At 55.3% G+C, this 13271-nt stretch carries 13 protein-coding genes; 3 read left to right on the top strand and 10 right to left on the bottom strand.

Annotation, left to right across the window (positions count from 1 at the left end; genetic code table 11):
* Positions 1-88 precede the first annotated feature (88 nt).
* The 8 genes from dinB to ACOTYN_RS22800 all read right to left on the bottom strand — a co-directional run bounded on the left by dinB (position 89) and on the right by ACOTYN_RS22800 (position 7294).
* Complete coding sequence (gene dinB, locus ACOTYN_RS22835; protein WP_014882679.1) at positions 89-1147, bottom strand: DNA polymerase IV; 1059 nt, start codon at positions 1145-1147, stop codon at positions 89-91.
* A gap of 107 nt (positions 1148-1254) precedes the next feature.
* Entirely contained in the window at positions 1255-1455 is a 201-nt protein-coding gene (nqrM, locus tag ACOTYN_RS22830) for a (Na+)-NQR maturation NqrM (protein WP_014882678.1), read from the bottom strand.
* A gap of 2 nt (positions 1456-1457) precedes the next feature.
* Positions 1458-2681 (bottom strand): NADH:ubiquinone reductase (Na(+)-transporting) subunit F, encoded by a 1224-nt coding sequence (gene nqrF, locus ACOTYN_RS22825; protein WP_014882677.1) that lies wholly within the window; start codon positions 2679-2681, stop codon positions 1458-1460.
* Positions 2682-2691: 10 nt separating this feature from the next.
* On the bottom strand, positions 2692-3288 hold the full coding sequence (gene nqrE / locus ACOTYN_RS22820) for an NADH:ubiquinone reductase (Na(+)-transporting) subunit E (protein ID WP_006810004.1): 597 nt from the start codon (positions 3286-3288) through the stop codon (positions 2692-2694).
* 6 nt (positions 3289-3294) lie between these two features.
* Entirely contained in the window at positions 3295-3933 is a 639-nt protein-coding gene (locus ACOTYN_RS22815) for an NADH:ubiquinone reductase (Na(+)-transporting) subunit D (RefSeq protein ID WP_014882676.1), read from the bottom strand.
* Complete coding sequence (locus ACOTYN_RS22810) at positions 3926-4720, bottom strand: Na(+)-translocating NADH-quinone reductase subunit C (protein WP_014882675.1); 795 nt, start codon at positions 4718-4720, stop codon at positions 3926-3928. Before ACOTYN_RS22810 ends, ACOTYN_RS22815 begins: the two co-directional genes overlap by 8 nt.
* Entirely contained in the window at positions 4713-5948 is a 1236-nt protein-coding gene (locus ACOTYN_RS22805) for an NADH:ubiquinone reductase (Na(+)-transporting) subunit B (protein WP_014882674.1), read from the bottom strand. Before ACOTYN_RS22805 ends, ACOTYN_RS22810 begins: the two co-directional genes overlap by 8 nt.
* A 2-nt stretch (positions 5949-5950) precedes the next feature.
* Positions 5951-7294 carry a Na(+)-translocating NADH-quinone reductase subunit A gene (locus tag ACOTYN_RS22800; RefSeq protein ID WP_023332159.1) on the bottom strand — a complete coding sequence of 448 codons (1344 nt, stop codon included), beginning with the start codon at positions 7292-7294 and terminating at the stop codon, positions 5951-5953.
* Between the two features lie 298 nt (positions 7295-7592).
* Here ACOTYN_RS22800 and dpaA point away from each other — a divergent pair, with 298 nt between their 5' ends.
* On the top strand, positions 7593-8333 hold the full coding sequence (gene dpaA, locus ACOTYN_RS22795) for a peptidoglycan meso-diaminopimelic acid protein amidase (protein ID WP_014882672.1): 741 nt from the start codon (positions 7593-7595) through the stop codon (positions 8331-8333).
* On the opposite strand, the gene ACOTYN_RS22790 is transcribed toward dpaA, so the two are convergent.
* Together ACOTYN_RS22790 and lpcA are read right to left on the bottom strand one after the other, a co-directional pair.
* Positions 8304-9071: a class II glutamine amidotransferase gene (locus tag ACOTYN_RS22790; RefSeq protein ID WP_014882671.1), complete on the bottom strand. Its 768-nt coding sequence runs from the start codon at positions 9069-9071 to the stop codon at positions 8304-8306. The two genes, dpaA and ACOTYN_RS22790, sit on opposite strands and share 30 nt — an antisense overlap.
* Positions 9072-9117: 46 nt before the next feature.
* On the bottom strand, positions 9118-9696 hold the full coding sequence (lpcA, locus tag ACOTYN_RS22785) for a D-sedoheptulose 7-phosphate isomerase (protein WP_013095727.1): 579 nt from the start codon (positions 9694-9696) through the stop codon (positions 9118-9120).
* A 239-nt stretch (positions 9697-9935) separates the two neighbouring features.
* Between lpcA and fadE the strand changes: the two genes are divergently transcribed.
* Positions 9936-12380: an acyl-CoA dehydrogenase FadE gene (gene fadE, locus ACOTYN_RS22780; RefSeq protein ID WP_332959153.1), complete on the top strand. Its 2445-nt coding sequence runs from the start codon at positions 9936-9938 to the stop codon at positions 12378-12380.
* Positions 12381-12488: 108 nt separating this feature from the next.
* A complete protein-coding gene (locus tag ACOTYN_RS22775) occupies positions 12489-13259 on the top strand; it encodes an amidohydrolase (RefSeq protein ID WP_014882669.1) in 771 nt (256 codons plus the stop codon).
* The last annotated feature ends 12 nt before the right edge of the window (positions 13260-13271 follow it).

The raw sequence follows: 13271 nt of genomic DNA, 5'->3' as shown, positions 1-13271 counted from the left end.
CTAAAAGTGTTACCTATGTTCCCGGTCTGATCTGTCACCTATGTATCCGGTCATACACTACGCTTACCGGGCCTACGATTGGCGTAATCTACAATCCCAAAACCAACTGACGCTCTAACTGTGGATCCAACAGTGTGACGTGCAGCCCCACCAGCCTTACTCCGCGCCCTGCCCGCCGTTCTTCCCATGCTTTTTTTGCCGTCGCGATAAGATCGTCTCTGTTCAGACGCGGCCAGACGTGCTCCTGCGTAGTCTGCTGGAAGTCGTTAAACTTGAGCTTCACGCCCTGCCGGGCGATGAGCAGATCGGGCTTAACCTTCGCTAAGCGCCTTTCCAGCTCAGGATAAAGCTGTTCAGTGATGATGAATTCACATTCGGACCAGTCGTGAATATCTTCCATCAGCGTGCGTTCAACACCAACCGATTTACGCAACCGCTCGCTGCTTACGCTGCGTTCATCAATGCCCTGACTGCGTTCCCACAGCACGCGACCAAACTTTCCGAAACGCTTGAGTAGCATAGCCAGATCGCTTCGCTGCACATCTTCGCAGGTGCGTAATCCCATACTTTCCAGCTTCGCGGCGGAGACTTTGCCTACGCCGGGGATTTTACCAAGCGGAAGCGTTTTCAAAAACGCAGGCACCTCTTCGGGGGTGATGACGTACTGACCGTTGGGTTTATTTAAATCGGAGGCGATTTTAGCGAGAAATTTTACCGGCGCGACGCCTGCCGATGCGGTGAGATTCAGCTCGTTGAAAATGGTCTGGCGGATCTCCTGCGCCATCAGGGTGGCGGAGCCGTGACAGTGAAGGCTGTCGGTGACGTCAAGATAGGCTTCGTCCAGGGATAGCGGCTCAATCAGTGAGGTATAGCGGGAGAAGATTTCCCGTATATGGTTCGACGCTTCTTTATAGGCTTCAAAGCGCCCAGGCAAAAGGGTGAGGTGCGGGCAGAGTTTTAACGCCATCGCCGTCGGCATGGCGCTGCGCACGCCAAATTTGCGCGCAGGGTAGTTGGCGGTGCTGATCACCCCACGCTGTACGCGGCTGCCGCCAATGGCGATGGGGATATCCCGCAGCGCCGGGTTGTCACGCATCTCCACTGCGGCAAAAAAGCAGTCCATATCGACATGGATTATTTTGCGCATAGTAAGCCCTCACTCATCACTGGATAAGTATACAGTAAACAAATGAGGGTTGAGAAGTGTACGTGGGAATTGTCGGGTGGCGGCTTCGCCTTACCCGACTAACAAGACTAAATAATGCGCTGCTGTTCGCGGGCCATTCTTTTTTTCCGCGCATCGCACGGTTCCGGGCAGTCGCAGACCTTTTCCATTCCGAGAGAAGAGATCCCGCCGCAGCTGCCCTGAATGCTTTTACGCTTGATGATCCAGCCTAATGACATGCCGAATACCACCAGCACAAACACCGCAAAGGTCGCCAGAAAGGTCAACATGATCAGCCTCCGAAATCATCAAGGAGGATGTTCTCATCTTCCACGCCGAGATCTTTCAGCATCTTGATCACAGCGGCGTTCATCATTGGCGGACCACACATGTAGAACTCGCAGTCTTCTGGTGCCGGGTGCTGTTTGAGGTAATTTTCATAGAGCACGTTGTGGATGAAGCCCGTATAGCCTGTCCAGTTATCTTCCGGCTGCGGGTCGGAAAGCGCCACGTGGAAGGTAAAGTTAGGGTTCTCACGCGCCAGCTGTTCGAACTCATCGTCATAGAACATTTCGCGCAGGGAACGTGCCCCATACCAGAAGCTGATCTTACGCGTGCTCCCAAGACGCTTGAGCTGGTCAAAGATGTGTGAGCGCATCGGCGCCATACCCGCGCCCCCGCCGATAAAGACCATTTCTGCGTCGGTATCTTTGGCAAAGAACTCCCCGAACGGACCGGAGATGGTGACTTTGTCGCCAGGCTTGAGGGACCAGATGTACGACGACATCACGCCCGGCGGGGCATGTGGCACGTTTGGCGGCGGGGTGGCGATACGCACGTTGAGCATAATGATGCCCTTCTCTTCCGGGTAGTTAGCCATGGAATAGGCGCGAAGCGCGGGCTCTTTGACCTCGGAAACAAAGCGGAAGAGATTAAATTTATCCCAGTCGGCACGGTACTCTTCAGGCACGTCGAAGTCGGCATACGCCACGGTGTGTGCCGGACAATCAATCTGGATATAGCCCCCCGCACGGAACGGGACGCTCTCCCCTTCAGGCACACGCAGCTTAAGCTCTTTAATGAAGGTGGCTTTGTTATCGTTAGAGATAACCTCGCACTCCCATTTTTTCACGCCGAAGATCTCTTCCGGCAGCTCAATCTTCATGTTCTGACGCACCGCGACCTGGCATGCCAGACGACAACCCTCTTTCGCTTCACGTTTCGTAATATGCGACAGTTCTGTGGGCAGAATATCACCGCCACCCTCTTTCACCGTCACACGGCACTGCCCGCATGAGCCGCCGCCACCGCAGGCTGACGAGACAAAGATCCCGTTTCCGGAGAGCGTATTAAGCAGTTTATCCCCTGCCGGGGTACGGATCTGATTCTGGGGATCGTCATTGATATCAATGACCACATCACCGGAATTGACCAGCTTCGCGCGCGCCGCCAGAATCAGCCCTGAGAGCACCAGTACTATCAGCGTGAACATCACCACGCCAAGAATAATTTCCATCTTTTAGCCCTTATAGCTGCACACCGGAGAAGGACATAAAGCCCAACGCCATCAGGCCGGTGGTGATAAAGGTGATCCCTAAGCCACGCAGCCCGGCAGGGACGTTGGCATATTTCATTTTTTCGCGGATCCCCGCCATGGTAACAATCGCCAGCATCCAGCCGATACCGGATCCAAAGCCATACACCACGGATTCACTGAAGTTGTAATCACGCTGAACCATGAATGAGACGCCACCAAAGATGGCACAGTTTACGGCGATGAGCGGCAGGAAGATCCCCAGCGCGTTGTACAGCGACGGGAAATACTTATCGAGGATCATCTCCAGGATTTGCACCAGCGCCGCAATTACCCCGATAAAGGTGATGAAGTTCAGGAAGCTGAGATCAATCCCCTCCACCAGCGCACTGTCCCGCAGCACAAAGTTGAACACCAGGTTGTTAATCGGAACGGAAAGCCCCAACACCACGGTGACCGCCACGCCCAGACCAAATGCCGTCGAGACCTTTTTGGAAACGGCAAGGAACGTACACATGCCCAGGAAGAAGGCGAGCGCCATGTTTTCAACAAACACCGCGCGCACAAATAAACTCAGGTAATGAGCCATTGTCGGTTACTCCTTTTCCTGCTGTTCGGGCTTCAACGTACGAATCAGCCAGATCAGCAAACCGATAATGAAAAATGCGCTTGGGGCCAGCAGGAACAGTCCGTTTGGCAGATACCAGCCGCCGTTCTGTACCGTGTCCAGCACCGTGATGCCAAACAGCTTGCCGCTGCCAATAAGCTCGCGCAGGAAACCGACCGTCAGCAGGATCACGCCGTAGCCCAGACCGTTGCCGATCCCATCCATAAAGCTCGCCAGCGGCGGCATTTTCATGGCGTAGGCTTCAGCGCGCCCCATCACGATACAGTTGGTGATAATCAGGCCGACAAACACCGAAAGCTGCTTCGAGGTTTCATAAGCAAACGCGCGCAGCAGCTGATCAACGACGATCACCAGCGAAGCGATGATCGCCATCTGGACGATGATCCTTACGCTGTTGGGTATGTGGTGGCGGATCATTGAGATAAACATGCTGGAGAACGCTGTCACCAGCGTAACTGCCAGCGTCATCACTACCGCCGTTTCCAGTTTGGTCGTCACCGCCAGGGCAGAGCAGACGCCCAGCACCTGCAGCGTTATCGGGTTATTGGCTAAAAGTGGGCCAATCAGCACCTTTTTAACTTCTTTCAGTTCACCCGTATCAGCCATTGTTTAGCGCTCCTTCACGTACGTTTTTCAGGAAGGGACCAAAGCCCAGTTCACCCATCCAGAAATCAAAACTGTGCTGCACCCCGTTAGAGGTGAGCGTGGCCCCGGAAAGACCGTCAACGGCGAAGTCATCACCGGGACGCGCGCCCCCTTTCACCACCTTAAGCGCAGGCTGACCGTTATCGTCGAGTACTTTTTTACCGACAAACTGCGCACGCCAGTTAGGGTTCTCAACTTCGCCACCCAGCCCCGGCGTTTCGCCCTGATCATAATAAGTAATGCCTTTGACCGTGCGGCCATCGGTGTCCAGCGCCACAAAGGCGTACATCATTGACCACAAGCCGTTACCATAGATGGGCAAAACCACTTCCTGCACGCGTTTTTGCTCGTCACGAACGAGATAAATCTCCGCAATATTGCTGCGGCGCTTAATCCCTGCCGGATCCTGAGAGGCATCAAGCGAAGTGCTCATCTGCGGATCTTTCAGCGCCAGCGCCTGGTTATATTTCGCCGGGTCTTTATCCATCAGTTCACCGGTTTTTAAATTCACCAGCCGTGCGGTAATGCGTTCAGCAAACACGGCTGAGACGTCGTCCTTCGTCATGCCTTCCTGCATCAGCCCGGCCACGGCCAGGATGTTACGCTGTTTATCCAGCGCCCGTTGCTCCTGCTGCAGCGGTTTTAACCCGACGGCAGAACCGGCGACGACAATGGAACAGACCAGGCAAAGCACCAGAACCACCAGCAATGTTTTGCTGATGCTGTCGTTATTTTTGACTTCAGCCACGCGCCTTCCTCCGCTTAATGTTGGCGCGCACGACCAGATAGTCGAACAGCGGCGCAAACAGATTGGCAAACAGAATGGCCAACATCATCCCTTCCGGATAGGCCGGGTTGACCACGCGAATCAATACACACATCACCCCAATGAGCGCGCCGTAACACCATTTACCTCTGTCGGTAAACGAGGCCGAGACGGGATCGGTGGCCATGAACATCATGCCAAACGCAAAACCGCCCAGCACAAGGTGCCAGTACCACGGCATAGAGAACATCGGGTTCGTGTTTGAACCAATGAGATTGAACAGGGTGGCAGTAAGCACCATCCCGAGCATCACGCCTGCGACGATGCGCCAGGAGGCCACGCGACCAAAGAGAATGATCGCCCCACCGAGCAAAATCATCAGGGTAGACACTTCCCCGATGGAGCCCGGGATGTTGCCAATAAACGCATCAAACCAGGTCACCGGCTGGCCGGTCGCATTATTGACCAGCGTTTCACCGCCGCCTGCCGCCCACTGGGAAAGGGGTGTCGCACCGGAGAAACCGTCAGCAGCCGTCCACACCAGGTCACCTGAGATCTGCGCCGGGTAGGCAAAGAACAGGAACGCACGCCCCGCCAGCGCCGGGTTCAGGAAGTTACGCCCGGTCCCGCCGAAGATCTCTTTGGCAATCACGACGCCAAAGCTTATCCCCAACGCCGCCTGCCAGAGTGGCAGCGTAGGTGGCACAATCAGCGCAAACAGGATAGAGGTAACAAAGAAGCCCTCGTTAATCTCGTGTTTGCGGATGATGGCGAACAGCACTTCCCAGAAACCGCCCACGATAAAGACAGTCATATAAATCGGCAGGAAGAATACCGCCCCCAGCGTCATCATGCTGAGCCAGCCCGCGTCCGCCGCGAAGCTCACGCCTAACGACTGTGCCAGGCGGTAGTGCCAGTCAGACTGAATGACCTGCGCCAGCTGCTGCGCATCATAGAGATGATGCAGCGCCGGAATGGTTTGCAGCCCCACGTTGTACATACCCCAGAACATGGCCGGGAAGACCGCAAACCACACCAGGATCATCATGCGTTTCAGGTCGATGGCATCGCGAACGTGCGCCGCCCCTTTCGTCACCAGACCCGGCGTGTAGAAAATGGTCGTCGTCGCTTCGTACAGCGGGTAGTACTTCTTCAGTTTACCCTCGGTAAAATGCGGCTCTATTTTTTCAAAGAGGTGTTTTAAGCCCATCGTTATCCTTCCTGCTCAATGCGGGTTAACACCTCGCGCAATACGGGTCCATATTCGTATTTACCTGGACACACATAGGTACACAGCGCCAAATCTTCTTCATCCAGCTCGAGACAGCCCAGCGCCTGCGCGCCGTCGGTATCACCGGCAAGGAGATCGCGCAGCAGCACGGTGGGCAGAATGTCCAGCGGCATCACGCGTTCGTAGTTGCCAATCGGGACCATTGCGCGCTCACCGCCGTTCGTGCTGGTGGAGAAATTAAAGAGCTTATGACGCAGGAAGTGACCCAGCGTAGTGCGGGTCACGGAGTATTTCTCTGCACCCGGCAGCACCCAGCCGAACAGCTCTTTCTCACGCCCTTCCTGCACAACGCTCACCTGAAGATGGAAACGGCCCAGGTACGCATGCGCATCAACTGCACGGCGCCCACTGAGTACTGAACCGGAAATCAGGCGGTTTTCACCCTCTTTCGTTTCCCCGGAAAGCAGGTCATTAAGATCGGCTCCCAGAAGCGTTTTTACCAGGCGCGGGTTTGCAGCCTGCGGACCGCCGATAGCGATGACCCGTTCAGCGCAGAGAACGCCAGTGGTAAAGAGCTTACCAATGGCAATGACGTCCTGATAATTAAGATGCCAGACCTGTTTTTTCAGACTCACCGGCTCAAGGAAGTGAATATGGGTGCCGACCAGCCCAGCCGGATGTGGACCCGAAAATTCATTAAACGTGACCTGCCCCTGCGGATGGCCGCCAAGCTTGCCACCGCCGGCCTGGCAGACGTGAACTTTTCCGGGCGTCAGGCGCGTTAAAACCGTCAGCCCGGCATCGAAGGCTTTACGCTGCGCCAGAATAACGGGCTGCGGGTCTGCGCTGAGCGGGTTGGTGTCGATGGCCGTCACGAATATGGCAGCCGGGGCCGTATCAGGAGCGGGGGATTTGCTGAAAGGACGCGTGCGAAGTGCCGTCCACAAACCGGATGCCAGCAGTTGAGCCTGCACAGTTTCCCGGCTAAGCGACGCGAGTTCTGCGGCGTCGTAATGGGCAAACTCACGCTGTTCATCGCCTTCAATGCGGATCACCACCGACTGAAGGACACGGCGCTCGCCACGATTGATCGCCACAACGGTGCCGCTGGCGGGAGCAGTGAACAGCACGCCGGGATTTTTTTTATCCTCAAAGAGCGCCTGCCCTTTGATAACGCGATCGCCCTCCTGAACCAGCATAGAGGGGCGCATTCCCAGATAATCGTCGCCTACGATGGCGACATGACGGACACTTGCACCGGGCGAAACGTGCTGCTCGGGCACGCCTGCAATCGGCAGATTAAGTCCTTTTTTTATTTTAAACATGTGGTTAGCAGGTTTCCATAAACAACAATCCAGTGGGCGCGAAGTGTACCATTTTCCCCTTCTCACGGGCAGGGGATCCGCCTGCGGGTGCGCCAAATTGCGAGCTAATACGCAAAGTTCCTGGAGCCAGCGTGATTTTGATGGTTTATAAAGTAAAACTAATTTGTAAACTCATCGCCCGACTCTTGCGAAAATCTATAGCGGTGCTAATGTGAGCGCTCCTAACAGAATAATCTGATTTCGGGTCTCTTTTGCCGCCCTGGCAAGTTGGTCTACGTTTTATCAAGGAACTTGTAGTATGCGTAAAATCGCATTGTTCATTGCGATGCTTCTGATTCCGTGCATGTCGTTTGCCGGGCTGCTCAGCAGCAACAGCTCCACGACGCCGATCAGCAAAGAATATAAACAGCAGTTAATGGGATCGCCGGTTTATATTCAAATCTTCAAGGAAGAACGCACGCTCGATCTATTTGTGAAAATGGGCGAGACATATCAGCTGCTTGATAGCTACAAAATTTGTAATTACTCCGGCGGGCTGGGGCCAAAACAGCGCCAGGGTGATTTTAAAAGTCCGGAAGGGTTTTATAACGTTCAGCGTAGCCAGCTCAAACCGGACAGCCGCTTCTATAAAGCCATTAACATCGGTTTCCCCAATGCCTATGACCGTGCTCACGGTTATGAAGGGAAATACCTGATGATCCACGGTGCCTGCGTGTCTATCGGCTGTTATGCGATGACCGATGCCGGCATTGATGAAATTTTCCAGTTCGTAACAGGCGCGCTGGTGTTCGGGCAGCCTAACGTTCAGGTCAGCATTTATCCGTTCCGTATGACGGATGCCAACATGGCCCGCCATAAGTACTCCTATTACGCCGATTTCTGGAAACAGCTGAAGCCGGGTTACGACTACTTTGAGCAGACCCACAAGCCGCCTGTGGTTTCTATCGTAGATGGCCGTTACGTGGTCAGCAAACCGCTGAGCCACGAAGTCGTCCATCCACAGCTGGCGTCAAATTACACGGTCCCCGAGACAAAATAGCACCCACTCGCCTGGCATGATCTTTTGCCAGGCTTCGTTGCCCGTCAGCGGCTGCGTCGCAATGACTGTGACCACATCGTTCGGTGTGGTCTCTTTCTGAAAGTCTATCTCCACATCCTGATCGAGCAGCTTTGCAACGCCAAACGGCGCACGGCGCGTGATCCAGAACAGGTTCGTCGAACAGAACGCCATGACATAGCGTCCGTCTGACAGCAGCATGTTAAACACGCCTTTTTCACGTAGCTCGGATGCCAGCGTCGCGATGTATTTAAACACGGCGGTCATGTTGCCGGGCGTACGAGGATAACGTTCCGTCAGCTTGTGCAGTAGCCAGCAGAAGGCTTTTTCGCTATCCGTTTCGCCGACCGGGCGGAAATTCCCCGTCTCCAGCGACTTATAGCCCGTCAGTTGCCCGTTATGCGCGTAGGTCCAGTTTCGCCCCCACAGTTCACGGGTAAACGGATGGGTATTTTCCAGCGCCACTTCGCCGCGGTTTGCCTGACGGATGTGCGCAATCACCGAGCGGGACTTGATGGGATAGTCCTGCACCAGTTTGGCAATCGGTGAGTTATAGCTGGGCTGTGGATCTTTGAACGTGCGACACCCTTTGCCTTCGTAGAAGGTAATGCCCCAGCCGTCTTTATGCGGCCCGGTTCCTCCACCGCGCTGCACCAGCCCGGTGAAACTAAAGCAGATATCGGTTGGCACATTGGCGCTCATCCCGAGCAGTTCGCACATACATCACCTCCACAACAGCGGGGGCAAGAGTGCCCCCAGCGAAGTCTTACTTAACCATCTCTTTTTCGATCAGTTGAATCAGGATGTGGATCACTTTGATGTGAATTTCCTGAATACGGTCAGCATAACCGAAGTGCGGAACGCGAATTTCGACATCCGCGGTACCGTCCATCTTACCGCCATCTTTACCGGTCAGGGTGATGACTTTCATCCCTTTTTCACGCGCGGCGGCGATCGCTTTGATCACGTTGCCGGAGTTGCCAGAGGTAGAGATCCCCAGCAGCACGTCGCCTTCACGGCCTACCGCTTCAACGTAGCGGGAGAAGATGTAGTCGTAACCGAAGTCGTTGCCTACGCAGGAGATGTGGCTGACGTCGGAAATCGCAATCGCCGGGTAGCCCGGACGGTTTTCGCGATAGCGTCCGGTCAGCTCTTCTGCAAAGTGCATGGCATCACAGTGGGAACCACCGTTACCGCAGGAGAGCACTTTGCCGCCCGCTTTAAAGCTGTCGGCCAGCAGGACCGCCGCGCGCTGAATAGCGTGAATGTTGGCATCATCTTTCAGAAAGTTAGCCAGCGTTTCCGCCGCTTCGTTCAGTTCGTTACGAATAAGATCCTGGTACATGAGGATAATCCTTCAGTATTGATGAAATAACACAGTGGAGTGTACCGGATAGCGGGAAAAGCGAGAAGCTAAAGCCATGCGAATCCTCCGGCGTTTTGCTTTTTCGTGCCGGCGAAAACACGAACAATGTGAGCCCGGTTGTAATTATTTTGTAAACACATTGCTAAAGGAAATAACATCAACTACAACCATATCATCACAAGTGGTCAGACCTCCTACAAGCAAGGGAGCTTTTCTTTATGATGATTTTGAGCATTCTCGCAACTGTTGTACTGCTCGGTGTGTTGTTCTATCACCGCGTCAGTTTATTCCTGAGTAGTGTGATTCTGCTGGCCTGGACGGCTGCACTTGGCGTCGCTGGTCTGTGGAATATCTGGCTTTTAGTTCCGCTGGCCATCATTCTTCTGCCGTTTAACTTTACCCCGATGCGTAAGTCGATGATCTCCGCGCCGGTGTTCAAAGGCTTCCGCAAAGTAATGCCGCCAATGTCGCGGACTGAGAAAGAAGCGATTGATGCCGGTACCACCTGGTGGGAAGGCGACCTGTTCCAGGGCAACCCGGACTGGAAAAAGCTGCATAACTATCCGCAGCCGCGTCTGACCGCTGAAGAGCAGGCCTTTCTTGACGGCCCGGTGGAAGAGGCGTGCCGCATGGCAAACGACTTTGCCATCACCCATGAAATGGCCGATCTGCCGCCAGAGCTGTGGGCGTATCTGAAAGAACATCGCTTCTTCGCGATGATCATCAAGAAAGAGTATGGCGGTCTGGAATTCTCCGCTTACGCTCAGGCTCGCGTCCTGCAAAAGCTGGCGGGCGTCTCCGGGATCCTGGCGATTACCGTTGGCGTGCCTAACTCCTTAGGCCCGGGTGAACTGCTGCAGCATTACGGTACCGAAGAGCAGAAAGATCACTACCTGCCGCGTCTTGCGCGTGGTCAGGAAATCCCTTGCTTCGCGCTGACCAGCCCGGAAGCGGGTTCCGATGCAGGCGCGATCCCGGATACCGGCGTAGTCTGCATGGGCGAGTGGCAGGGCGAGCAGGTGCTGGGCATGCGCCTGACCTGGAACAAGCGTTATATCACCCTGGCGCCAATCGCCACCGTGCTGGGTCTGGCCTTTAAGCTCTCTGACCCGGAAAAACTACTGGGCGGCGAAGAAGATCTGGGCATTACCTGTGCGCTGATCCCAACCTCTACCCCAGGCGTTGAAATTGGTCGCCGTCACTTCCCGCTGAACGTGCCGTTCCAGAACGGTCCGACCCGCGGTCAGGACATCTTTGTGCCGATTGATTACATTATCGGTGGTCCGAAAATGGCCGGTCAGGGCTGGCGTATGCTGGTGGAATGTCTGTCGGTTGGCCGCGGCATTACCCTGCCGTCGAACTCTACTGGTGGCCTGAAATCTGTGGCGATGGGGATTGGTGCATACGCCCACATCCGCCGTCAGTTCAAAATCTCCATCGGCAAGATGGAAGGTATCGAAGAGCCGCTGGCGCGTATTGCGGGTAATGCCTACGTGATGGATGCCGCCGCATCTTTGATTACCTACGGCATTATGCTGGGCGAAAAACCGGCCGTGCTGTCCGCGATTGTGAAATACCACTGTACCCACCGCGCGCAGCAGTCGATCATTGACGCGATGGATATCGCAGGCGGTAAAGGCATTATGCTCGGCGAAGGCAACTTCCTGGCGCGCGGCTATCAGGGCGCACCGATTGCCATCACCGTTGAAGGTGCCAACATCCTGACCCGCAGCATGATGATCTTCGGTCAGGGGGCGATTCGCTGCCATCCGTACGTGCTGGAAGAGATGGCCGCTGCGCAGAATAATGACGTGGATGCTTTCGATAAGCTGCTGTTCAAACATATCGGTCATGTGGGTAGCAACAAGGTGCGTAGCTTCTGGCTCGGCCTGACGCGCGGTCTTACCAGCGCGACGCCAACCGGTGATGCGACCAAACGCTATTACCAGCATCTGAACCGTCTGAGCGCCAACCTGGCTCTGCTGTCGGATGTTTCCATGGCTGTTCTCGGCGGTAGCCTGAAGCGTCGCGAGCGGATCTCTGCCCGTCTGGGCGACGTGCTGAGCCAGATTTTCCTGGCGTCTGCGGTCCTGAAGCGCTACGACGATGAAGGCCGTCAGGAAGCGGATCTGCCGCTGGTACACTGGGGCGTTCAGGATGCGATGTATCAGGCAGAACAGGCGATTGACGATCTGCTGGCGAACTTCCCGAACCGCTTTGTTGCGGGCGCCCTGCGCGTGGTGATCTTCCCGACCGGTCGTCACCACCTGGCACCGTCCGACAAGCTGGACCACAAAGTGGCGAAAATCCTGCAGGTACCGAGTGCGACACGCTCCCGTATCGGCCGTGGTCAGTACCTGGCCCCTACGCCACATAACCCGGTGGGTCTGCTGGAAGAGGCGCTGCTTGATGTAATGGCCGCCGACCCAATTCATCAGAAGATCTGCAAACAACTGGGCAAAAACCTGCCGTTCACCCGTCTGGATGAACTGGCGAAACAGGCGCTGTCAGGTGGCATTATCGATAATGCTGAAGCAGCAATTCTGGTAAAAGCCGAAGAGAGCCGTCTGCGTAGTATTAACGTCGATGATTTCGAACCGGACGAGCTGGCAACACAGCCGGTAAAGCTGCCAGAGAAGCACCGTAAACCTGAAGCGGCATAACCCGTTTCGTTCTGACAAACCCCGCCGCGCGCGGGGTTTTTTATTGCCACATTTTCTCGTAATGACGTGCTACAGTGTCAAAAAGGGGTCGTTTGAGGAGTCTGTATCGTGCCGGGTTTGAAGATTTCGATTTTGCAGCAACCTTTAGTGTGGATGGATGGCCCTGCCAACCTGCGCCACTTTGATCGTCAACTGGAAGAGATTACCGGACGAGATGTGATTGTCCTGCCGGAGATGTTCACCACCGGCTTCGCCATGGAAGCAGCTAAGCAATCAATGCCTCAGGATGACGTGGTCGCCTGGATGCATACCAAAGCGCAGCAAACAAACGCGCTGATCGCGGGTAGTGCCGCCCTGCAAACCGAGCGCGGGCCAGTGAACCGTTTTCTGCTGGTTGAGCCGGAAGGGAAAGTGCATTTTTACGATAAACGCCACCTGTTCCGCATGGCGGATGAGCATCATCACTATGAAGCGGGTAACGAGCGCGTGGTATTCGAGTGGCGCGGCTGGCGCATTCTGCCGCTGGTCTGCTACGACCTGCGCTTCCCGGTGTGGTCGCGCAACCGCAACGATTATGACCTGGCGCTGTATGTCGCCAACTGGCCAGCACCGCGCTCGCTGCATTGGCAGTCGCTGCTGGTGGCGCGCGCCATTGAGAACCAGGCGTATGTGGTGGGCTGTAACCGTGTGGGGACGGATGGCAACGGGCATCACTACCGCGGCGACAGCCGGGTGGTAAATCCGCAGGGCGAGATTATTGCGACTGCCGAGCCGCATCAGGCAACGCGAATTGATGCGGAGCTATCGTTGACCGCACTGAAGGAGTATCGGGAGAAGTTTCCGGCCTGGCAGGATGCGGATCCGTTTAGCATCGGGTAAAAAAAGCCGGGT

It is taken from the genome of Enterobacter cloacae complex sp. IR5458 (assembly GCF_049238025.1).
GTDB lineage: Bacteria > Pseudomonadota > Gammaproteobacteria > Enterobacterales > Enterobacteriaceae > Enterobacter > Enterobacter kobei.
This window is presented reverse-complemented; position numbering and strand designations above follow the sequence as displayed.